At 30.0% G+C, this 22,475-nt stretch carries 22 protein-coding genes; 10 read left to right on the top strand and 12 right to left on the bottom strand.

The window, feature by feature from the left end:
- The first annotated feature begins 26 nt into the window (after positions 1-26).
- The 3 genes from V9L05_RS00690 to V9L05_RS00680 all read left to right on the top strand — a co-directional run bounded on the left by V9L05_RS00690 (position 27) and on the right by V9L05_RS00680 (position 2,558).
- Positions 27-1,052 (top strand): mechanosensitive ion channel, encoded by a 1,026-nt coding sequence (locus V9L05_RS00690; protein WP_338791336.1) that lies wholly within the window; start codon positions 27-29, stop codon positions 1,050-1,052.
- Positions 1,053-1,472: 420 nt separating this feature from the next.
- Positions 1,473-1,847: a hypothetical protein gene (locus V9L05_RS00685; RefSeq protein ID WP_338813974.1), complete on the top strand. Its 375-nt coding sequence runs from the start codon at positions 1,473-1,475 to the stop codon at positions 1,845-1,847.
- Positions 1,848-2,048: 201 nt separating this feature from the next.
- Positions 2,049-2,558, top strand: a complete 510-nt coding sequence (locus tag V9L05_RS00680; protein WP_338813973.1) for a hypothetical protein — start codon at positions 2,049-2,051, stop codon at positions 2,556-2,558.
- 150 nt (positions 2,559-2,708) lie between these two features.
- Here V9L05_RS00680 and V9L05_RS00675 read toward each other — a convergent pair whose 3' ends face one another.
- From V9L05_RS00675 to recO, 3 genes are all read right to left on the bottom strand, one after another.
- Positions 2,709-4,112 carry a hypothetical protein gene (locus tag V9L05_RS00675; RefSeq protein WP_338813972.1) on the bottom strand — a complete coding sequence of 468 codons (1,404 nt, stop codon included), beginning with the start codon at positions 4,110-4,112 and terminating at the stop codon, positions 2,709-2,711.
- A gap of 40 nt (positions 4,113-4,152) precedes the next feature.
- Positions 4,153-5,169, bottom strand: a complete 1,017-nt coding sequence (locus V9L05_RS00670; RefSeq protein ID WP_338813971.1) for a hypothetical protein — start codon at positions 5,167-5,169, stop codon at positions 4,153-4,155.
- An 86-nt stretch (positions 5,170-5,255) separates the two neighbouring features.
- Positions 5,256-5,948 (bottom strand): DNA repair protein RecO, encoded by a 693-nt coding sequence (gene recO / locus V9L05_RS00665; RefSeq protein ID WP_338813970.1) that lies wholly within the window; start codon positions 5,946-5,948, stop codon positions 5,256-5,258.
- A 197-nt stretch (positions 5,949-6,145) separates the two neighbouring features.
- Here recO and V9L05_RS00660 point away from each other — a divergent pair, with 197 nt between their 5' ends.
- A complete protein-coding gene (locus V9L05_RS00660; RefSeq protein WP_338813969.1) occupies positions 6,146-7,402 on the top strand; it encodes a 7TM diverse intracellular signaling domain-containing protein in 1,257 nt (418 codons plus the stop codon).
- Positions 7,403-7,470: 68 nt separating this feature from the next.
- Here V9L05_RS00660 and V9L05_RS00655 read toward each other — a convergent pair whose 3' ends face one another.
- Together V9L05_RS00655 and V9L05_RS00650 are read right to left on the bottom strand one after the other, a co-directional pair.
- Positions 7,471-9,111 (bottom strand): ATP-binding cassette domain-containing protein, encoded by a 1,641-nt coding sequence (locus V9L05_RS00655; protein ID WP_338791341.1) that lies wholly within the window; start codon positions 9,109-9,111, stop codon positions 7,471-7,473.
- A 274-nt stretch (positions 9,112-9,385) separates the two neighbouring features.
- Positions 9,386-11,299 (bottom strand): GAF domain-containing protein, encoded by a 1,914-nt coding sequence (locus tag V9L05_RS00650; protein ID WP_338813968.1) that lies wholly within the window; start codon positions 11,297-11,299, stop codon positions 9,386-9,388.
- 253 nt (positions 11,300-11,552) lie between these two features.
- Here V9L05_RS00650 and V9L05_RS00645 point away from each other — a divergent pair, with 253 nt between their 5' ends.
- Positions 11,553-11,897: a MazG nucleotide pyrophosphohydrolase domain-containing protein gene (locus V9L05_RS00645; RefSeq protein ID WP_338791343.1), complete on the top strand. Its 345-nt coding sequence runs from the start codon at positions 11,553-11,555 to the stop codon at positions 11,895-11,897.
- 12 nt (positions 11,898-11,909) lie between these two features.
- On the opposite strand, the gene V9L05_RS00640 is transcribed toward V9L05_RS00645, so the two are convergent.
- Positions 11,910-12,686, bottom strand: a complete 777-nt coding sequence (locus V9L05_RS00640) for a hypothetical protein (protein WP_338791344.1) — start codon at positions 12,684-12,686, stop codon at positions 11,910-11,912.
- Between the two features lie 162 nt (positions 12,687-12,848).
- Positions 12,849-13,046 carry a 30S ribosomal protein S21 gene (gene rpsU / locus V9L05_RS00635; RefSeq protein ID WP_338791345.1) on the bottom strand — a complete coding sequence of 66 codons (198 nt, stop codon included), beginning with the start codon at positions 13,044-13,046 and terminating at the stop codon, positions 12,849-12,851.
- A 511-nt stretch (positions 13,047-13,557) separates the two neighbouring features.
- Here rpsU and V9L05_RS00630 point away from each other — a divergent pair.
- A complete protein-coding gene (locus V9L05_RS00630) occupies positions 13,558-13,956 on the top strand; it encodes a DUF4296 domain-containing protein (protein WP_338791346.1) in 399 nt (132 codons plus the stop codon).
- Between the two features lie 8 nt (positions 13,957-13,964).
- On the opposite strand, the gene V9L05_RS00625 is transcribed toward V9L05_RS00630, so the two are convergent.
- Positions 13,965-14,654, bottom strand: a complete 690-nt coding sequence (locus tag V9L05_RS00625; RefSeq protein ID WP_338813967.1) for a hypothetical protein — start codon at positions 14,652-14,654, stop codon at positions 13,965-13,967.
- A 437-nt stretch (positions 14,655-15,091) separates the two neighbouring features.
- On the opposite strand from V9L05_RS00625, the gene rsgA reads away from it, so the two are divergent.
- Positions 15,092-16,015: a ribosome small subunit-dependent GTPase A gene (gene rsgA / locus V9L05_RS00620; RefSeq protein ID WP_338791348.1), complete on the top strand. Its 924-nt coding sequence runs from the start codon at positions 15,092-15,094 to the stop codon at positions 16,013-16,015.
- A gap of 10 nt (positions 16,016-16,025) precedes the next feature.
- Positions 16,026-16,967: an aminotransferase class IV gene (locus V9L05_RS00615; RefSeq protein WP_338813966.1), complete on the top strand. Its 942-nt coding sequence runs from the start codon at positions 16,026-16,028 to the stop codon at positions 16,965-16,967.
- A gap of 40 nt (positions 16,968-17,007) precedes the next feature.
- On the opposite strand, the gene V9L05_RS00610 is transcribed toward V9L05_RS00615, so the two are convergent.
- The gene (locus tag V9L05_RS00610; protein ID WP_338813965.1) at positions 17,008-17,514 is read right to left on the bottom strand and encodes a DUF4112 domain-containing protein; all 507 of its coding nucleotides are present in this window, start codon (positions 17,512-17,514) and stop codon (positions 17,008-17,010) included.
- Between the two features lie 114 nt (positions 17,515-17,628).
- On the opposite strand from V9L05_RS00610, the gene V9L05_RS00605 reads away from it, so the two are divergent.
- Positions 17,629-18,684 carry a saccharopine dehydrogenase NADP-binding domain-containing protein gene (locus tag V9L05_RS00605; protein WP_338813964.1) on the top strand — a complete coding sequence of 352 codons (1,056 nt, stop codon included), beginning with the start codon at positions 17,629-17,631 and terminating at the stop codon, positions 18,682-18,684.
- Between the two features lie 254 nt (positions 18,685-18,938).
- Here the strand turns inward: V9L05_RS00605 and V9L05_RS00600 are convergent, their stop codons facing one another.
- The gene (locus tag V9L05_RS00600) at positions 18,939-19,667 is read right to left on the bottom strand and encodes a LytTR family DNA-binding domain-containing protein (protein WP_338813963.1); all 729 of its coding nucleotides are present in this window, start codon (positions 19,665-19,667) and stop codon (positions 18,939-18,941) included.
- Positions 19,668-20,048: 381 nt separating this feature from the next.
- On the opposite strand from V9L05_RS00600, the gene V9L05_RS00595 reads away from it, so the two are divergent.
- Positions 20,049-21,092, top strand: a complete 1,044-nt coding sequence (locus V9L05_RS00595) for an IS630 family transposase (RefSeq protein ID WP_338813962.1) — start codon at positions 20,049-20,051, stop codon at positions 21,090-21,092.
- Here V9L05_RS00595 and V9L05_RS00590 read toward each other — a convergent pair.
- Positions 21,052-21,987, bottom strand: coding sequence for a histidine kinase (locus V9L05_RS00590; protein WP_338813961.1), 936 nt, complete (start codon positions 21,985-21,987; stop codon positions 21,052-21,054). The genes V9L05_RS00595 and V9L05_RS00590 overlap by 41 nt on opposite strands.
- 3 nt (positions 21,988-21,990) lie before the next feature.
- Entirely contained in the window at positions 21,991-22,467 is a 477-nt protein-coding gene (locus V9L05_RS00585) for a DUF2306 domain-containing protein (RefSeq protein WP_338813960.1), read from the bottom strand.
- Positions 22,468-22,475: the final 8 nt, after the last annotated feature.

Here is a 22,475-nt window from a genome sequence, read left to right as displayed (position 1 = left end):
ATTTTTTAATCTTACCCTATTACTTTATGCTCTTACAATTTTTATTACAAGTTCAAGATACAACAGCTACAACTGCAAAAGGACAAATTGATTTATTGACAAAAGGTTATAACACACTTGTTGATAAACTTATAGGTTGGTTTGAAGCTCTTGCTGCTGCACTTCCAAATTTTATATTGGCAATTGTTGTTTTATTGGCTTTTTATTTTTTAGCTAAAGGGGCAAAATCATTAATCAATAAAGTACTTTCAAAATGGGTAGATAATAAAAATTTACTTGATTTAGCCTCACAGATTTTATTTACAATTATTATTTTAGTAGGAATGTTCTTTGCTTTGGGCGTTCTTAATCTTGATAAAACAGTTACTTCACTTTTGGCTGGTGCTGGTGTAATTGGTCTTGCGCTTAGTTTTGCTTTTCAAGATTTGGCTACTAATTTTGTTTCAGGTGTTTTTATCACAATTCAAAAACCATTGCGTGTTGGAGACTTGGTAGAAACAAATGATTATACAGGAATTGTAAAGAGAATTGGTTTGAGAGCGATTGATATTGAAGATTTTAATGGACGTTATATTATTATCCCTTCAAAAGAAGTTTTTCAAAATCCATTAGTCAATTATAACGAAACAAAATATAGAAGAATTAATCTTTCTGTAGGAGTATCGTATGGAGACAATATGAAGGAAGTCAGAAAACTTTTATATAACACTGTAAAAGCTGTAAAAGAAGTAAGTACCTCTCACGCTGATGTTAGAATTGATTTTGATGGTTTTGGAGATAGTTCTATCAATTTTATAGCTCGTTTTTTTATTGATAAAAGTGATGAAAAATCATATAAAATAGCTGAAGTAGAAGTTGCAACTGCCATAAAAGAAGCCTTTGATGCAAATGATATCATGATTCCATTTCCTATTCGTACATTGGATTTTGGAATACGTGGAGGCGAAAAGCTCAATGAAGTTTTTACACTCAATGATGAAAATAAAGAAAATGGCAAAGAACAGAAACAGAACGAGAATGAAAAACAAGCAAATAATAAAAATCAAAATTAATTTTTGATAAGTATAATAAAGTAATAATAGTTTATTTAGTTTTTGAGTTTATGCCATTGGTGACACACCAAAAATGGCAAGATGACTTCATAGATAAATTGAATTAATTCAAAAATAGTGTAAGCTCATCAATAAGTAATTCAATAGCGCATTAATTATTGAGCAACTGTAATTAAGTTCTCAAAACTACCCTAATTGACTATATAAAATGTTGATTAGGGTAGTTTTTTTCTAAAAAAATCAATCTAAACGTGTAAAAATATTTTTCCTTTTTTTTCGTGATTTAAAAGTTTTTTTGTTCAAAACATTTTCTACATTTGCAGCGTATTTATGATGTCTTTGAAGTTTTGAAGTTCTGAAAAGAATGATTGATTTGTATTTTTTCAAAATTTGTTTCCTTGTGCTTTATGCTTGTATAAAATGAAAAATAAGTATAGAATTTTAGGGGCAACATTTTTAGCAATCCTTTACAGCTTTGTACTTGGGTTTGTTGCTACTTCTACTATTGAGTACAATGTTCAGAGCAAAAAAACAACTGAACGAGAAAAGTATTTTTCAAGTATTTCGACAAATTATGCTTTTAGTTATGCTCCAGAATCGACAACTTCAGTAGATAGCATCACTACTTTTTCTGTTTTGAGCTTAAAAAACCTATTGCATCAACTTTGGGTAATCAGCAAGGCAACAGAACAACTTCTTGAAACTGAGTTTTCTCAATATACCAGTTTCTCTATAAATTTTCTGATTCACCATCGGAAAAAAGATATTATTTTTCCCTTCCATTATTTTTGGTAGTTCATTTTTTTAAGTTCTCAAAGTCATTTTTTAATAAACTGACTTTAACCTTTAACTTATTGGGTTTTGTTCTATTGAAGTTTTTTAAACTTTGTCAATAGTCTGTAATCAGACTTTGACAATAGTTTTGAGTACAAAAAAACAACTTCAATATACCTTGACCTAATCTAATAATTTATGGATTTTAAATAAACTAAAAATATGGAATTAGATTTTGGAACTATTGCGATTGGTGTTTTTTCATTACTTGCTTGTATATTGCCTTTTATTTTGGATTATAGAAGCCGAAAAAAGAAAGAAAATAAGTTGTTAGAACCTTTAAAAAAGATAGCTCAACAACAAAATTGTCAGATAAATGAGTACGAAGTAGGTAGAAATTTTGTCATTGGAATAGATAATATAGAGAAAAGTGTCTTTTTCTATAAGGAAGAACAAGGCAAAGTAATTTCGCAAGTTATTGACCTTGATATTATTCAGACTTGTAAAGTAATTACTTCGCATAAAACAATGAGCCATGCAAAGGGTAACTATAAAGTAGTTATTAAACTGGAATTGAGTTTTATTTCAAACACCAAAACAGAGCAAACATGGGAGTTTTACAATGCTGATGTTTTGCCTCAATTAAATGGAGAAGTTCAATTAACTGAAAAATGGTCTAAGCTCATCAATAAGCAACTTAATAATTCATTAGTTACTGAACACGACGTATAAGTAAGTCCTCAAAACTACCCTAATTGACTAGAAAAATGTTGATTAGGGGAGTTTTTTTAAGTAGAAATGACTGTCAAAAAGACCAAAAAATATCTACTTTTTTTTCTAAATTTTATTTACTGTTACTAACATCAAACTAGAGATAGTTATTTATCTGACATGCATCAACTCTCCTAAAACATACAAATCAGAAATAGATATTTCTTTTGTTGGTTGAGTAGATTTTACTAATTTAATTTCTATTATTTTGAAAAAAGTGTTATAATTTACACTTAGACCATCATACATACGAGAATAAAAAAAACTATATTTAGTTGGGCTTTCTAAAACTTCATAAATATCATTGCCTTCTAAAAAATAGTGTGAAGGAGGTAGATTCAATAATTTGCGATAAATACGTAATGTATCATTTTTCAAAAAACTGTTTGGTTCTTTGATTTGTATGTTATTAGCTTTCATATACATTGACTTTATTTTTCCACTTTCTTCAAATGCCTCTTTGGAAGAATAATCTCCGTTTAGAAAAACCACACCATTAGGAATAACATAATAACGATTATCTCTAACAAACCTTTTTTTAGTAAAAATTTTTATCCAATCTCCTTCTTTGCCTTTCCAAACTGTATTTGGGTCATTATCTATCAAATAATTTGTATTCGGAGCAGATGAAGCTATAGAATCTATTCCTGCTGTACCATAATGGTCCTTCCAAAAACGGACAATAAATCGACTAGTATTATCATAAGTAACTCCAATATAAGAGCGTTTTTTTAAATCAAAATTAGTTTGCTCAAAACTATAAATTTCATTTTCATTCTTATCAAGATTTTCTAAACCTTCTATTTTATATTCGCAATCATGTTTTTTGAGGTCTGATAAGTCAAGCTCTAAAGAAAATTTTCCCACAATTCCGTCTGACCAACTGCTTGAAGGAAATAAATCATAAACAAAATATCGTTTTGTAGTGGTAGGAACAAATCCCATTTGTCCTCCATAACTTCCTCTTTTTCTATTCAAAACAGCATATTTTATGGTTAGTTCCTGTATGCTATTTTTTTCAAAATCTAACTTCAAAACATACCATAACCTATCTACAGAAACGTCTTTTTCTATACTGTTTTTGTGTAGATACGTTTCATTGTAAATATTCGCTGTATATGCTTTTTCTTGTTTCCAAAAAACAATTTCTTTTTTCTCTCCATTTAGGTAAGGTTCAAAATAAGGAACATATTTTCTGAAATCATAATAAGGGACAATCTCAAATGGAACTCCATAATCATCTGCCCCCCAAGTACCATCATATAAGTCAATCGGAAATCCATAATGTACTTTTTGAGTTTTGCCTTTGTTTTTTAGAAAATAATGTACTTCTATATAGGTTGTATCATCAACTACTTTTATAAATAATTTTTCTTCTAAAAGCTCAATGTCAGCATTTTGTAATAATCTGATATTTCCTGTTTTTTTAAATCTACTTCCATCAATAGGTCCTCCATTTGCTAATGCAAAATTAGATATAGCCATAAAAAAAATGGATAAAATGATACGAATCATAGAATATAATTTTTGGTAACGTTACTAATAATTATTTTTTCTAAAAAAGCATTTCCAAACTAGTTTGCAAAACACTTCCCATGTTTCTTGCTTTCAAAAACTTATCATTTTTATAAAAATCGGCTAACTCTTCTCTAAGCTGAATTACGTTTTCTTTTGGCGAAATGGGTTCTTTTCGCATCGCTTTCAATAAATCTTTTACTGAATGTAACGATGCTTTTATTCGTTGTGCCATAAGCGAACGCTCTTCTTTTTGGTATTGCTGAACGGTAGCAGGTGTCATCATATCAATTCCCAACTGAATAATCGGATTATTTTCTTTGAAATATTGAGGCATATAGACAATTCTACGTCCTTCGAAAGACTGCTGGTCAAAATCTATGGCACGGATTCGATAATGTACTTCCTCAAAATCAGGTGTAATATCAATCACAAAATTATTGGAGTGCATATCTCCCAAAAGACGAACAAAACAACGCTCATTAAACTTTACAAACTCTTTTGCTAAACGAATTTTATTGAGTTCTGGGTCTTTTAATCCTTCTCTAATAAACTGATACCCAGGGATTCCTGCAATATGTTCTTCTATAAGTGTTTGATTATGAACCAAATAATTGATTCTATTTGGCGAAATCATATCTTCCAATTCCAATCCATACACACGAGAAGCATCAGCTTGTTTGATATAATAATAATCAAAATTATCATTGATTTGATTTACAATTCGGACACGAAATGGCTTTGTATTTCCATACGAACACAAATCTACTCTATCGATATACAAATGTTCCATAACCGAAAGGTCGCCATCTGCTTTGAGCATCGCATATATTTTCTTTAAGCCGTTATAAATTTCCTTCATGTCTTCAGAAGCATAAAAAATAGTTAGCCATAAAGTATCCTCACCTTTTTTGTCGTACAAATTTATCGAACTTGTAAAACGGGTAAGGTCAGAATAAGAAACAGGAATATCAATTTCTTTTTTATACTCTATCAAAAATTTACGCAACGGTTCATTGATAGGATAAATTATTTTTTTCTTTTTAATCAGAGTCATATAAATAAATTTAGAAGTCAGATTTTAGAAGGTAGAATGAATACAAATTTAGAGTCATTGAAATTTAATGCTCACTGGTTACTGATTCAATCCTCTTCAAATATTTCTTTCAGAACAGTCAGCGAACGAATATATCCAAAATCTTCTAAATGATTTCTGTAAAAAGCCAAAATCCAATATAAGAACATTCGACGCATTTTTCCATTCATGGGTAAATAATCGCTGTATTCTAGTTTCATAAGTGCATTTACATAATCAGTTGTCATTTTATTGACTTCAAATTGAGGAGGTTCTAATTCAAAAAATGCTTCTGCTGAATCCATTCCAAAACCCAAAAAAGGAATTAATTTTAATAAAAATTGAATGTGGAAATTTTCGTATTCTGTTTCTACATCATCTAAAAAAATCATGCTTTTTAATAGAAAATTAAACAGTTCTTCATTTGCTCCTTCTTCTTGTAAGGCTTTTCTAAGAATTTCTGTCAAAAATAAAGCAATACTAGATTTTTTTGGTTCAAAGGGAAGGCTTCTAAAAGGATAATCAATGGAAGAATCTGAAATACGCAATAATCCTTTATTTTCTTTGTAATAAATTACTAAATCTAAAATAGTGAGAGGTTGATAAAGAGCCATTTTTCGTGCGCTTGTTTTGCTTTTTTGTCGCACTCCATTTATGATATAAGAATTTAAGCCGAATTTTTTGGTGAATATTCGGCAAATGATAGAAGTTTCGCTATATCTTGTAAATCCTAAAACGATTCCTTGTGTTTTTTCTAACATGAAGCAAAATTATAAAATGATTTTTCTGATTTAATTATTCGCTATTTGGTAATTATTTGTAAGTTACGTTTTGTTTTATGAGAAAAAAATGCGTTTTTAGTAAAGCTAATAGCAAAACTACTACTTTTTCTATTTTAGTAAAATCTATTTTCTTTAAAATATCCTACACACAAATAATTTCTATTTTTACTCCTACTGTGCAAAAACTTGAATATAAATTTTTATTTTTTATTCCTCTCTTGTCTTTCTTATTTTTTATAGGAAATTCGACTCTTGTTTTTGCGCAAAATGATATTTATCAGCACCATACACATCAAGAAGGAGAACGAATTCATTTAGAGTTTTTAGAAAATACACAGTCAAAAACTAGCTTTGATGAGCTTACTATTTATGAAATAGAAAAACTAACTACTTATTTTGTTCCTATCCAATCTATGTATTTGAATCTTGGCTTTGAAGAAAATGCACAATGGATTCGTGTCAAGATTCCTCCTCATGTAGAGAATAAAATTTTTTATTTAGAACTAGAATATCCATTATTAGATAGTGTTTCACTTTTTTATAAAGATACTATTTCTGATTCTTGGCATGTTAAACACAGTGGCGATATGTTGCCATTCTATCAAAGAGATATTAATTATCACAATCTAATTTTCAAGATTCCTGTTTCGAAGGATAGTGTTTCGTACTATTTTCGTGTCAAAACAAAAGGTAGTTTGCAAGTTTCGGTAAAGCTGTGGAATGAGAGTAATTTATTTGAGGAAATATTAGGTGAACAATTTATTTTTGGAGGTCTTTTTGGCATTTTTATGGTTTTGGCAGCTTATGGATTTCTGATTGGAAGCCTTCTCAAAACTCGTTCTTATTTATACTATGCTATGTTAGTGCTTTCAGCAGCTCTTTTTTTGTCCGTTTTTAATGGTTATGCATTTCAATATTTGTGGGCAACTGCACCTGATTGGGGAAATCAAGCTTTGCCTTTTAGCATTGGGGTTCTTACTGTTTCAGCACTTAATTTTACACAGCTTTTTCTACTTACACGAAAACATGCTCCTGTTTTACAGAAACTAATGCAATTTTCTTCTCTCATTGGGGGTATTGTAGCAAGTATTGTGTTTATAGGATATTATAATCTTCTTACTCAAATTGTAGTTGGCAATGCTGTTTTTGCTGCTAGCTTAGTTCTTTATACGGCTGTTATTACTCGTGCTAGAGGTTTTGCTTATTCTCGTTTTGTAGTTTCAGGTTCGTATCTTTTTTCTATTGGGATTTTACTTGCTGTTTTGAAATCTTTCGGAATTGTAGATACTACTTTTATTACTAAACACGGAATAGAACTCGGTACAGTTTTTTATCTTTTATTATGTGCTGTTTCCTTAAATGACCGTTATACACTTCAAAAAAATACTAAAAAGGAAGAGACAGAAGACACAGAACAAGAATATAAAAAATAGTAAAAAGAAAAATCAGATAACCTCACGATTATCTGATTTTATTATATAACTTATAAATTGCTTACCAATTATTTTGCAGTTACACCTTGATACATAGTCTTACGAAGTTCTTTTATAGATTCGTCTGTGATGTATTCGTCATAGGTCATCATTCTGTCAATGAGTCCGTTTGGAGTAATTTCAATAATACGATTAGCAACAGTTTCTGTAAACTCGTGGTCATGAGAAGTAAAAAGAACGCTTCCTTTAAAACTCTTCAAACCATTATTGAAAGCTGTAATAGATTCCAAATCTAAGTGGTTGGTAGGCTCATCTAAAACCAAGGCATTTCCACGCTGTAACATCATTCTTGAAAGCATACAACGTACTTTTTCACCACCTGAAAGTACATTTGAAGATTTTAAGGCTTCTTCTCCTGAGAAAAGCATTCTACCCAAAAATCCACGTACAAAAGTTTCATCTCTTTCTTCTTCTGTCTTTGTATATTGACGAAGCCAATCTACAAGATTGAGATTATCTGTAAAATAATCATGATTTTCATTTGGCAAATAAGTTGGTGTAATGGTTACACCCCATTTTACAGTTCCTTCATCAGCTTTTAGTTCGCCCATCAAAACTTGAAAAAATGCAGTAACAGCCAAACTATTTTTTGACAAAACAGCTACTTTATCATGTTTGTTGATAGAAAGATTGATGTCGTGAAAAAGACGATCACCATCAGCAGAAGTTTTGGATAACTTTTCTATTTCTAGGATAATATCTCCAGCTTCACGTTCTTGGTCAAAAATAATCGCAGGATATTTACGTGTAGAAGGCTGAATATCTTCAATATTGAGTTTTTCCAACATTTTCTTACGGCTAGTTGCTTGTTTCGATTTGGCAACATTGGCAGAAAAACGAGCGATAAACTCTTGTAATTCTTTCTTTTTATCTTCTGCTTTCTTGTTTCTATCATTTCTCTGACGAAGTGCAAGCTGACTTGATTCGTACCAGAATGTATAGTTTCCTGTGTGCATTTGAATTTTTGCAAAATCAATATCAACGATATGCGTACAAACTGTATCTAAAAAGTGTCTATCGTGAGAAACTACAATAACTGTATTTTTGAAATTTGCTAGGAAATCTTCCAACCACATAACTGTTTCAATATCCAAGTCGTTGGTAGGCTCATCTAGTAAGAGTACATCAGGATTTCCAAAAAGAGCTTGCGCCAAAAGAACACGTACTTTTTCTGTTCCGTCAAGTTCATTGACTAATTTGTAATGCTTATCTTCCGTAATTCCTAAGCCACTCAAAAGATTGGCTGCGTCACTTTCAGCATTCCAACCATCCATTTCTGCAAATTTTGCTTCTAATTCAGCAGCTTTATTTCCATCTTCTTCTGAAAAATCAGGCTTTTGATAAATAGCATCTTTTGCTTGCATAATATCCCACAAAGGACGGTGTCCCATCAAAACAGTATGCAAAACAGGAATCTCATCATATTCGAAGTGATTCTGTTTCAAAACTGCCATACGTGCCCCTGGTTGCATAGAATAGCTACCACGAGTAGGGTCAATTTCTCCAGAAATAATCTTCAAGAAAGTTGATTTTCCTGCACCATTTGCACCAATGACACCATAACAATTGCCATTTGTGAACTTTAAATTTACTTCATCAAATAAAACACGCTTACCAAACTGTAAGCCTAAATTTGAAACATCTAACATAGAAGGAATTTATGATTATATAAAATGCTTTAATTACAATTATGAAATAATTTGATATAAAACATTTTTTGCGAATAATTCGATTGATTAAACTATTGAATATGAATAACTTACCACTGAAAGTAAGTCGTTTTTTCAAAGCACAAAGGTACAAAATTATTTTGATTTTTTTATTTTAGACGCTTACAATTTTATTACCCAACTTAGAAAGTTTATGATAACCCTTATTTGCTATTTTCTAAAATTCTGAAATGAAAATAATTTGGGGTTTCTACTACTGTTTTATGAGGGTAGTTTTATTTTCTTGTCGAAGCTCATTTTCAGAAGGAATATTTGCCATACCAATCATAAATACAATTTCTTTATTCAATTCCAAACGAGTAACATTTGCTAAAAGAGAAAGTTCTTTTTTACCTCTTGTAGTCGCTTTATAGACATGATACATTACTTTTTCGCTGTCTCTTTTGGCATGTTTATTAAGTCCACGCAAATCAGGCACAAATTTACTAATTGGATTTCCTAACAATTCTTCTTTATTAAACTCTAAAAGTTGTGCAAAAGAATAGTTAATTCTTAAAAGTCTTCCAGAAGGATCAACAAAAGCAAATGCTTGATTACTATTTTCAAAAATATGATCTTTTTCTTCTACTTGTGACTTTATTTCTACTAATTGTCTCTCCAACTCTTCACGAGTTGCCATTAGCTCCTCTGTGTTTTGGCGAAGCTCTTCCTCTTGTGCGCTCATTTGTTGTGCTGAATAATTACTCTTTTCTAGCAAATTTTTCATTTTTTCAGCATTTGCTACACTTGAAATAGAAGCCGCTAATATTTCAGCCGTACGTTCAACTAATCTAATTTCTACTTCTGTCAATGTATTAAAAGCAGCTATTTCTAATACCCCTAATACTTTTTCTTGAGCTTTTAATGGCACAACCAATACACTATTTGGCTTTGCTTCTCCTAAACCAGCACTAATTTGAGTATAATTATCTGGAATATCTGTCATAAATATTCGTTCTGCATCTTGAAAAACTTCTCCTAAAATTCCTTCATCACTTCTGACTTCTTTCTCTATAAATTTTTTCCTTCCATACGCATAAGCAGAACGCAAGATTAATGTTTTTTCTTGATTTGAAGGAAGAAATATTGCTCCTTGTTGTGCATCTATATATTTTACTAAATTGGAAAGAAGTTCATCACAAAGTACCTGCATATTTTCAGTGTGTTTTCGAATTACTTGCCCCATTTCTACAACACCTTGATTTTGCCAATTTCTTTCATATTCAGTTTTGGCTACTTCTTCCAAGCTAAGTTTCATTTTATGTAAGGCCTCGCCTAGTTCTGAATCAATTGGAAAAATGTCAATTTTCTTCTTAAAATTTCGTTTTCCCACCTCTTGAGCAAAGTCTTTTACTTCTTCTAGTCCTTGTGTCAGTTTTCGAATGTCAGTTAAAGTCTGTCCAAATTCGGTAGGGAGTATAATAACAGAAGAAGGTATTTGTCCTATTGAAAGTGAATGTATGTATTTGTGGGTTAGGTTTAAACCTTCCAATACCTTTTTTAAGGCTCTTCTACCCAAAAAATAAGTGGTAATGATAATAATAAGAAAAAGAGGAATAGCAAAGTAATTATTTTTTATAATTTTATTATTCAAAACTTCTCTTGCTTCAATTTCTTTATTTTTTTCATCTAAAATTAGTAGTTCTATACTCTTATTGATAGTTTTGATTAAACCTATCATATCTATCCGAAGATAATTTTTGAGAGGATCTCCTTTTTCTGAAAATTTTCTTAGGTGATCATACTTCGTATTGAGCTGATTCATTATAGGTTTGATTTCCAATACTGTTTCTACTTCTCCTTTTGATAATGTTTGGATAGAGTCAAAATGAACTACTGCATTATCAAAAACATCTAAAGCTGTCCGATAATACAACTCCTCATTATTTGGAACTGTATCATATTGTGCATAAAGTTGCAACAACATAAAAGAATAATTGATAGAATTTCGTAACTCACTAGCATGATATTTCATACTTCGCATTTTATACAAATCTTCATGCTCTTTAAAAAGAGAATTTCCTCTCCAAATGACAAGCAAAAGAGTACAGGCTAACATAATTATAATTAGTATGTACGAAAATTGAATAGTTCCTGAAAGTGATGAGAGTGAAAAGCGTTTTTGCATTAGTATATTAAATCACAAAAATTGAGACATGCATTTGCTACTAGTAAAAATTAAAAATAGAGCAAATTTCAAAAATATTTATCCAAATACACTACAATATACAATTAGTTTTTTAAAGTGCCTAAAATAATTTGTCTATCTTGCTATCTAAAATAAGCTGTTTTTAACTCCTTCAAAACAGTATCAACTAAAAATAGCATTTTAATAAAACTGATTGTAAATACAATTTCTAAATTAATTTTATTCTGAACTTATGCCAAATTTGCCACAAACCAACGATTTAAAAGATTTTCAAACTTATATAAAAGAACTTTGTGTTGAAAGAGGGTGGGACAAAAATTCGCCTTCACAGCTTTTTTTACTCTTGACAGAAGAAATTGGAGAAGTAGCAAAAGCAATTCGAAATCATACCAATTTGCATACTCAAAAAACACAAGACACAGAAGAAAAACAACAAAAAACAAAAGTAGAACTAGCTTCCGAACTTGCTGATGTTCTCAATTATCTTTTAGATATTTCAAATCATTTTGATATAGATTTAGCACAGGCTTTTTTAGATAAAAATAAAGAAAATGAAAATAGAGAATGGAATTCCTGACTTTGTTTATTTTTAGAACTGAATTCCTATGCCAGAGGTAACTTCATAATTCCATTTTTCGATAGGAATGACAGGTGCAGCATCGTAATAAGGAATAAAATGAAGGTTAAACGAAATATGTTTTGAAATTTTTGCTCTAAAATTAGCATCGCCAATAATACGGGGATGAAAAAATCTATCAAAACGAGCTTGATAATAAGCAATAAACATTAGCTCTGAATTTTTATTAAATTTTGCATGCAAATTTATATAATTGGTAGACTTTACAAGGCGAGTAAGTGCATAACTTTCTTTCAAATTCCATTCTTCCCATTCATACATTGCACCTGTTCCAATGGCAATATCTAAATTTTCTGAAGCTTTCAGAGACAAACGTGGCGTTGCGCCTAAAAGTCCACGATTTATAAGTCCTCTTGTTTCATTGTACTGATACTGTGTAAAAACCTCAGCCGAAAGTTTATTTTTTCTCCAAAAATTGGTTCTATGATGAAAATAACCTTCACTAATCACATTTTTGCCTTCTGATTTGATAAGATTAATATGTCCTATCCAAATATAAGCATGTTTTGGTGTCATTAAAAGTAAATAGTCATCATTATCAATTTGTAAAACGGTATTTTGTTGGCGTGTCAAATCAAAACCAAAAATAAAATTCCCTCTCCAAACTGTCGAATCAGTGGTCTTTATTTCTTGTCTTTCTTTTTCTATATTCAATATTTGTGCAGAAAGACTTGTTTGTAGTAGAATAAAGAAACAGACTGTAAAAACTATTTTTTTTAAGAAACTCATATACTAATTGTTTTTAACAGACACGAATGCCTGTTTTATTAAATTAAATAGAAAAAAGGCTTCTATTTCTCAACTTAGCAAGTAAGTTAAAAAATAAAAGCCTTTTTATATAAATTTATAATAGAACTTTTTATCATTTAGAATGATAGCTCTAAAAGAAATCTACATTTCTTCGTCTTGCATTTGCATTTTCTGACGATAAGCTGCACGGATTTTTTCAGTACGACGGCTAATTGATGGTTTTTCGAAGTAGTTACGGCTACGAACTGTACGTAATACACCTGCTTTTTCGAATTTCTTTTTGAAACGTTTTAGAGCCTTGTCAATAGACTCGTTGTCTTTTACATTGATAGATAACATATAAAATGAGTTTTATTAAATGAAATAAATGAGTTTTAAATTTTTTCTATAATTAATTATGCTTAATTAAGTAGAGAAAAATAATATTTTTTATTCTAATAATTCTAAAATAATTAGAATTAAATAGAATTTATAAAGTTTTATAGTTGTGTAATTATCTCCTAATAACTACTTTTTAAGTTGTTTTCTGTATTAAAACTTTTCATTAAAATAACTTGCAAATTTTATGCAATTATTATTTTAACGGATTGCAAAGGTAGTTTTTATCTCTCTTTTTTACAAATTTGTTGTGCTATAATTTTGTGTTTTTTTGCAAAAAAATAAGAGTGGAATTTTTAGTTCTATTCTTTTGCTAGAAATAGGATTTTCCTTACAGTTAATTGTTCTCTAAACCTGAATTTTTATTAAAAATTTCTTCTTTACCTAATTGATTCTTAAAAAATAGATTAGAAAGTAGATAAGTAGTAGATTTTATCGCATTTTTGTAAAAAATTACTTCAAACTATTTTACATGAAATCATTTCCTTTATTCGTTATTTTTCTATTGATTAGTATTTCTGTATTTTCTTCTTGTGGAAAGAAAAATAAAAGTACAGATTATTCTTTTGTGTCTTCAACTGTTCCTGACAGTATCTTGCCTAGAGAAACATTTGTACAAATAATTGCTGATATTCTAACAGCTGAATCTGCCGTAGTACAGCAATATGATCCTAATGAGTCCAAACTTATGCGTTTTGAAAAATATAGATATAATATCTATAAAAAATACGATTTAGATTCAATCTCTTTTAGGAGAAATTACAATTATTATATGAAAGTACCCAAACGTTCTGAACTTTTTTTGTTTATTGTAGAGGATACTTTAGAAGCTCGTAAAGCATCTTTGAGCGATTCTCTAAAATTGAAATAATGTTTTTTTTAAGCAGAACAATCAAATTTGGCTAAATTAAACCACAACATATACCATTTTCCGTTAATAGAAGTAAATCCAATTTCTAGATAATCATCTGTCAATACAACTACATGACTCACTTTTTTATCTGTTTGTTTAGCAAATTCTTTTTCTTTTTCTGAGTGGACTTTTTCAATGATATTCTCATTGATTTCTATACCTTTTTCTATTTCATTAAATGAAACTGTTTTTTGATAAAATGTTCCTTCTTTTGAAAAAACTTCACAGTCAAACTTTGGACTTTCTTCATTCTTTGGTTTTTTTCCATTAAATTGTTTGAAATAAGGTTCTAAGTGAGGAAGTTGTTCATATACTTCATCTAAATCTGTAAAATGTTCGACAAGAGAAATTGCCCCTGGTTTGTGATTAACATAAAAACCTAACTGGGGATGAATATATTCTTTAAGTTCGTTGTCTGATGAAATGGCTAAAAATTTTTCAAGCACTTGCTCAAATTCATTTTTTTTTACAGAAGTATTAGAAGAAGCTGCTAATAATACTTTTTCAGAATTTATCTGTTCCCAGCTATCATTTGTATCCGAACAGCTAGAAAAAGGAAGTATAGTTAGAATACAAAAAACAGAAAGAAAAAATCTAAATCTTCCCCTTATACCAAGGGAGTAAAATTTATACACAGGTTTGTGAAGAATATTCATAATTGTTTATTTAGGATAGGTTTTTTTCTACTGAACGTATATTACAAAAAAAAGTTTATAGGATTTTACAAAGCAAAAAAATATTAATACTTTTTTATTTATAAAAAGTGTAAAAAAATAAAAATAGAACTCTACTTACTAGGCAAATGGTTTTTAAAATACTGCATTTATTATAATTTGAATTGTGGTTTGCTTTTTTTGAAAAAAACTTTTTAAAAATTATCAAATTTTAATCCAGCCACTTAATTCTAAAATTGCTTTGACTTTTAATAAGTACTTCATAAAATATTTTCAACTATTTTCGAACTCTAATTACCAAATTAGAGTTTATTTGTTTTTAGATACTACAATCACAGATTAAAAAGGTAATTTTACAATAAATTATAAAACCCTTGCCGTTGTCGGTATTTCTACCGACTATTTTCAACAAAAAATTTATGAAAGGACTCATTTTGCGCTCAACAGGTTTATGGTACGATGTTTTGGCAGACGATAATCACAGATATAGAGGTCGTTTGCGAGGAAAGTTAAGATTAAATAATGATAGAGTAACCAATCCGATAGCTGTTGGCGATAGAGTACAAATCGTGTTGGAAGACAAAGATGAAAACACTGTTTTGATAGAAAAAATAGATAAAAGAACAAATTATATCAACCGTCAATCTCCTAAAAAAGATGGATTTGCTCATACCATTGCAGCCAATCTTGACCAAGCAATTGTAGTTGTTACCCTCGCTATGCCTCGTACTTCACCTGGATTTATAGACCGTTTTTTAGTGGCAGCAGAAGCATTTCGAATTCCGGGAGTTTTGATTTTTAATAAAATAGATTTACTTTCAGAAGAAGAATTATTTGTTCAATCCAAAATGATGCAGCGTTATGAGCAAATCGGATATACTTGTATGGCTATTTCTGCGACAGAAGATGAAGATATTACAAAAATTGAAAACATTTTGAAAGACAAAGTGTCTTTGGTTTCAGGGCATTCAGGAGTAGGGAAATCAACACTTTTAAATCGTCTTTCTCCAGAAATTACTCAAACCACCCAAGAAGTTTCGGATTATACAGAAAAAGGTCTTCACACCACTACTTTTTCAGAAATGTTTGAAATCTTTGAAAATACCTTTGTTATCGATACCCCAGGTATAAAAGAATTAGGTCTTATGAATATGGAAAAAGCAGAAATCAGCCATTATTTTCCAGAGATGAGAGAGCTTTTAAATCAATGTAAATATGACAATTGTCTTCATTTGAGAGAACCACAATGTGCTGTTATTGCAGCCGTAGAAAGTGGTGATATTGCAAAAAGTAGATACAATAGTTATCTTTCTATGATGGAAAATGATGATAACAGAAGGTAATTAAATCATTATGCTTAATCACAACGGAAAAATTTATCAAGACAAAAACACACTTCTTTTTTCTGCACAAAATAGAGCTTTTAGTTATGCTGACGCACTTTTTGAAACGATTCGAATTGTGAAAAGTATAGAAAATGAATCAATAAATTATTCTATTCCATTATGGGACTATCATTTCGAACGCCTTTCGAAAGGAATGGAAGCATTTGGATATGATAAATTAGAAAGTGATTTTTTGAAAGATGAGATTCTGAAAACTGCGACTTTAACAATTCCTATAAATACAGGTGAAAACAGAGTTGCTGATTTTAAAGCTCGTTTGACCGTTTTTAGAAGTGAAGGTGGACTGTATACACCAACAAGTTCAACACCTGAGTTTGTAATTGTATTACAAGAAATTCCTAAAATAAATTTTTTAAGTAAAAACAATAATGACTTAGAAACACTACAAAGAAGCTACGTTTTTTTTGATGAGTTACCACTTTTTCCTTCTACTTTTTCTCCTTTTAAAAAAACAGATGCACTTCCTTATGTTTTGGCAGGAAAATACAGAAAAGAGCAACAGGCAGATGAAGTTTTTTTATTAAATAATCAAAATAGAATTGCAGAAGTAGGAGCTGCAAATGTTTTTGTTTTGGATAGAAAGTTATCTAATGAAAGAAACAAGGAAAATAATAAACTTCATTTTATCACTCCTCCGTCTTCTGAAGGGGGCGTAATGGGAACAATGAGAAATTATATAGTAGATAGAGAATTAAAGAATTATAGTAAGACAAAATTTGAAATTTCTATTGAAGAAAAACCAATTACAAAGCAAGAATTAAATCAAGCAAAAATTATCTTTACTACAAATGCTGTTCAATCTATTCAAATTATCAAGATTACAACTCAAAAGCAGCTTGAAATAATGATTGATTGGATAAATGAAGTAAATCATATTTTTGAAATCTAGTTGAGTAAAAGTATCATGCAGTTTCTAATAGTATATTTTATTATAAATTTCCCAAAAAGCTACTCAAAACCTGCCAAGTCAGATAAACACTTCCTCCTACAAACCCAGCTAACAGCACTAAAAAGCCTATTGCAGCAAACCAAACCACATATTTACTAGATTCGGTATGTTTTCCAGAAGTATAATATTCTTTCAAAATATCTACATTTCTTCTGTTAGATTTGAAAGCAACATCAAGAAAATCTCCTAGAAAAGGAAACAAACCTACTAAATAATCAAAGGTAATATTTCCCAAAATCTTAGTCAAAACAGGTAAACTTACGCCATGACGAACAATCGCCAAAACCATAGAAACAGAAATAGCAAAACCCAAAAAATCTCCTACCACAGGCACAAGTCCTATAAGTGGATCAAGTCCAAAGCGAAAATTTGTCGCAGGAATTTTGAAAATATCATCTAAAGCTGTCGAAGTTTTATCTATCCAAGCAAGTTCTTTCGGAAGTTCTTTCTCCATTTTTGTCTGACTAAGCTGAGTTTGTTTTTTCATAAAAATTAGAAAATGATATAATTTGATTTTGAACAAATCTTTGTTAGAATAGATTTATCTTTATTAGATATTTTTCTAAAAATAACAAAAACTATTCAAATAGTAGTATTCATTATGAAGACCAAATCAAACTTTTTAATATACGGTGCTTACGGTTATACAGGTGAGCTTATTTCAGAATTAGCTGTCAAAAACGGACTCAAACCTATTTTAGCAGGAAGAAATGTGGAAAAAACACAAGCCTTAGCCAACAAATTAGGTTTAAAATGGATTGCTTTCGAAGCTAAAGACAAAACGGCTGTCAAACTTGCACTGCAAAATGTAGATGTCTTGCTCAACTGTGCAGGTCCTTTTACACAAACAGTAAAAGAATTTGTTCCTGCTTGTATTGCTACAAAAACACATTATTTAGATATTACAGGTGAAATTGATGTTTTTGAGTATGTCAAAACACAAGACCAAGCAGCCAAAGAAGCAGGAATTATGATTATGTCAGGAGTTGGTTTTGATGTTGTTCCATCAGATTGTTTGTCTAAATTTTTGAAAGATGAATTGCCAACAGCTACACATTTAGAGCTTGCCTTTATGGGCTTAGGAGGCGTTTCACAAGGAACAGCACTTACCATGGTAGAAAATGCAGGTGAAGGAGGAATGATTCGTGAAAAGGGAAAAATCAAAAAAGTAAAAACAGCTTATGAGGTCAGAACAATAGATTATGGAGTTAAAAAAATGACTTCCGTCACTATCCCCTGGGGTGATGTTTCGACAGCTTTTCATTCCACAGAAATTCCAAATATAAAAGTCTTTATGGCACAACCTCCAAAGGCTATCAAAGCAATGGAAGTAAGTGGTTATTTTTCGTTGGTGCTAAAAAATGATTTTGTGAAAAGTTTTATTAAAAAGAAAATCAAAGCAGGAGAAAAAGGACCTAATGAAGAAAAAAGAAACTCTAATAATAGTTATTTGTGGGGCAAAGTAATGGATGGGATAAATACGGTGGAAGCTAGGTTAATTACACCAGAAGGTTATAAACTCACTTCGATTACTTCTTTATTAATTACTGAAAAGATTTTGAATGGAGATTTTAAAATAGGTTATCAAACTCCGTCTAGTGCATATAGCAAGAATTTAATTTTGGAAGTAGAAGACACAGAAATGACTGTTGTTTAGAGATTGTATTTTTTTTGTCTGTCATAAAATAGAACAGAAATTCATAAGGAGAGACTGATTAGAAGCATAATAGTTGCATTTGGAAAAAACATAGTATGTTCAGTTTAGCTTTGCTGAGGGCTACGTCGTTCTCAGCGAAGCTAAAACGAACGCACACTATTTTAATAATTTCGCTAAATTGTCGGAAGAGCCATAAATTTTAACCTATCTTGATTCGCTTTTAGTGTACTTGAAAGCCAATAGTTTCCTTATTTTTATTTTTTCAAAAAACTATTTTGAGTTACTTCATTAATAATTTCTTGCGTATTTTTTCTACTGATTGCTATTTTCTTGTCTTTGATTATTATTTGATTACCTTCGATACTCTCAACAGCATTTTTGGAAATAATAAATGACTTTTGAACACGTAAAAAATCTTTTTTGGGAAGCTCTTCTTCTGCTTTTTGTAATGTTAGATAAGTCACAAACACTCCTCTTTTTTCTGTCTGAATTTCTATATAATTACGTTTTGATTCAATAAAAAGAATTTCCTCAAAATTAATTTTCTCTAATCGATTATCTATTTTGATAAAGAAAAAAGTAGCTAATTTTTGATTTTCTATTTTATAAGCATCATCAATTCGTTTTTGTAACTTGTGAGCAGATTTCAAAAAACGTGAAAACGAAATAGGTTTAACTAAATAATCTAACACATCAAGCTGATAACCTTCTAATGCATATTCAGAATAAGCTGTGTTCAGAATTACAAAAGGACGTTTTTCAGTAGGCACAGAGCGTAAAAAATCAATTCCTGAAAGTTCTGGCATATTTATATCCAAAAAGATAACATTTACAGAAAGAGAATTTAATTTTTCTATTAATTCTAAAGCAGATTCACACATTCCAACAAGTTCTAAAAACGGAGTTCTTTTTATATATTCTGCTAGTCCTTCTCGTGCTAAAGGCTCATCATCTACGACTAAACAAGTGATTTTTTTATTCATTTTTGAGTAAGTTGAAAGTGTTCAATGGGGACATCACATCGACAAGAGTAAGATAAGAATTTTGTTATAAAAGTTTTTAAATACCGTTGTTGGTATTTTAGTGAAGCGACACCAACAACAGCATTCGATAATTTGCTATACATCTTAATACCATTATCTGTTTAAAAGTTATTTTCCAAATCCAATTCCAAAATTGAAATATAGGTATTTGAATTTTGTTGAAAAGAAAGACAGTGTTTTTTTGGATAAAGTAATTCTAATCTTCGTGCTAAATTTTGTTGCCCTATTCCTCCCTTCTTTGAAATTTCATTTTGTGTTTCTAATTTATACTCATCCGTAATTAGATTTCAAAAATATCTAAATTTTGATTATTTTTAGCTTATGAATTTTCAACTTAGTATTTCTGAACGAGATATTTTAAAAGATTATCGTAAAAGTTCTTCAGGAAAGAAGGACTATATTCGTTGTACTGTTCTTTTAGGTCTTGACCAAGGTAAGTCAGCAAAGGAGTTGTCAGAGCTTTTAGGTGTTGATTTAAGTAGTGTTTATAATTATGTAAAAAGTTATAATTCCTGTGGTCTTTCTAGTTTTATTTCTTCTAATTATTTAGGTTTTTGGGGTAAGTTGGATAGTTTTGATTTGGCAGCTTTAGATAAAGAACTTCGTTCTCACTTGCATAAAAACTGCCAGTCTATTGCTTATTGGATAAAAGAAAATTTAGGTATTGATTACGCTATTAAAAGTCTTCCTAGTTTGATGAAACGTCTAGGTTTTTCTTATAAAAAGACAAAAACAGTTCCTGCTAAAGCTGATAAAGAACTTCAAACTCACTTTATAGAAGATATAGAGGCTTTGATAGAGCGTTTAGATTCAGAAAATGCTGTTCTACTCTACGCAGATGCTGTTCATCCTCAATGGAATACCCGAAGTAATTATGCTTGGATTCCAATAGGAGAGGAAAGAGAAATTAAAAGTAGTAGTGGTAGAAAGCGCATAAATTTGACAGGTACAGTAAACATTCAAAATCCAAGCGATATACTCATTAGTGAATCAGAAACAGTTGATTCAGAGAGTGTAAGAGAATTTTTAGATAAAGTAGAAGCAGCGTATTTAGATAAAAGCAAGGTGTATATGGTCTTAGACCAAGCCTCCTATTTCAAATCTTATTTGGTGCAAGACTGGGTATATGGCTCTAAAATAGAACTCATTTACTTGCCTGCCTACTCGCCTAATTTAAACTTAATTGAAAGACTTTGGAAGTTGATGAGAAAGAAAATAATTGATTATGAATACTACAATACATTTGAAAAATTTAGGACTAATGTCCTTGCATTTTTTGAATATATCGTTGATTATAAAGATGAGCTAGAAACACTTTTAGCCCCTAATTTTCACGTCCAATTTTCGAAAACCAATTTCTATTGAGTATAACATCTGAACGGCTATTTTCTACTGAAAAGAATAAATTATTTTCTTTGATTTTTAAAATAATAGTAATGAAATTTTGTTTTTCCTTTTCCATCGAAACCCACTTACATGCATTTTCAACCAAAGGCAAAAAAAGTAATGGCGCAACTAAAATGCTTTTATTTTTTACATCTAAGTGAGTTTGAATTTTGACTCTTTTGCCTTTTCTTAAACTTTCCATAGCTAGATAATTTTTGAGATAATGTATCTCTTGCTTTAGTTCTACCTTTTCAGTTATGCAGTCATAAAGTTGATAGCGCAACATTTCAGAAAAGATAAGTAATGATTCTTGAGCTTCTTCTTGTGATTTTGTTACTTGAAAATAAATACTATTGAGAGCATTAAATAAAAAATGAGGATTAAGTTGAGCCTTTAGAAAATGAACTTCGTTTTGTAGTTTTTCTTTTTCTAATTCTGTGTTTCGTTTTTCTGCTTTTCGTCGTTCTTGTAAACCTTTCCACGCCATAAAAATAGCCATAATCCAAAAAGTAGAAAGAAAAAATTGTTTAAACCAATTTCTAGGAAGCCAAATCCAACTATAATTTTCTTGGTTAAATTTTAAAGCCAAAAACATTCCTAAAGAAATTATACTACTAAAAAATAACAAATTAACGAGCGATAAAAAAAATAGTAAAACATACTTTTTAGTCTTAAAATAACGAGGTAACAAAACATAAATTCCTATGTATGAAGCTGCTGCATGTCCAATTAAAAAAGAAAAATTTATCAAAAATAATTGCCAAAAAGGAGCTTCTTTTTCATAACTAACTATCGCCCAAAAGACAGAATACACTACCCAAAAAAGAATATGCCCTTTGTGTTTTTTTAGAAAATTGATAGTCTTTTGATTCATTTTTTAAAATTTTTTTATAAAATTCTTTGCATTTTTTTCTATTAAATAGCCTCCTACTATAGAAACGAGTAGTGTTCCAATCATTACAACTACCCAAAAAAACTCAAAACGGATAAAACGAGTAAAAACTTCTGCCACAAAAGCAGCATAAAGTCCCACAACTGACCAGCTCATAAAACGATAATGAAAACGTATTTTGTTAGACCATTTCAAAATCATGGGCAACATTCCAAATGTTAGACTCATTAAACTGATTACAGAAAAGAAATGAAACATAGAAAAAGAACCAAAATTATAAATTCCAAAAGCAGTTCCGTTGAGAAAAAGCATAGCAACTACATAAATGTAACCGATTTTTTTATGAGAGGTATTTCCTTTATGTCCTTTCAAAATAACAAAAAGTCCTGTTATCATAGCGATAATAGCAGCAATTAAATGAACTGTTCCTACTGGACTATGAATAATATTTGTAAAAATCATACTATGTA

The sequence above is a fragment of the Bernardetia sp. Wsw4-3y2 genome, from assembly GCF_037126295.1.
Taxonomy (GTDB): domain Bacteria; phylum Bacteroidota; class Bacteroidia; order Cytophagales; family Bernardetiaceae; genus Bernardetia.
This window is presented reverse-complemented; position numbering and strand designations above follow the sequence as displayed.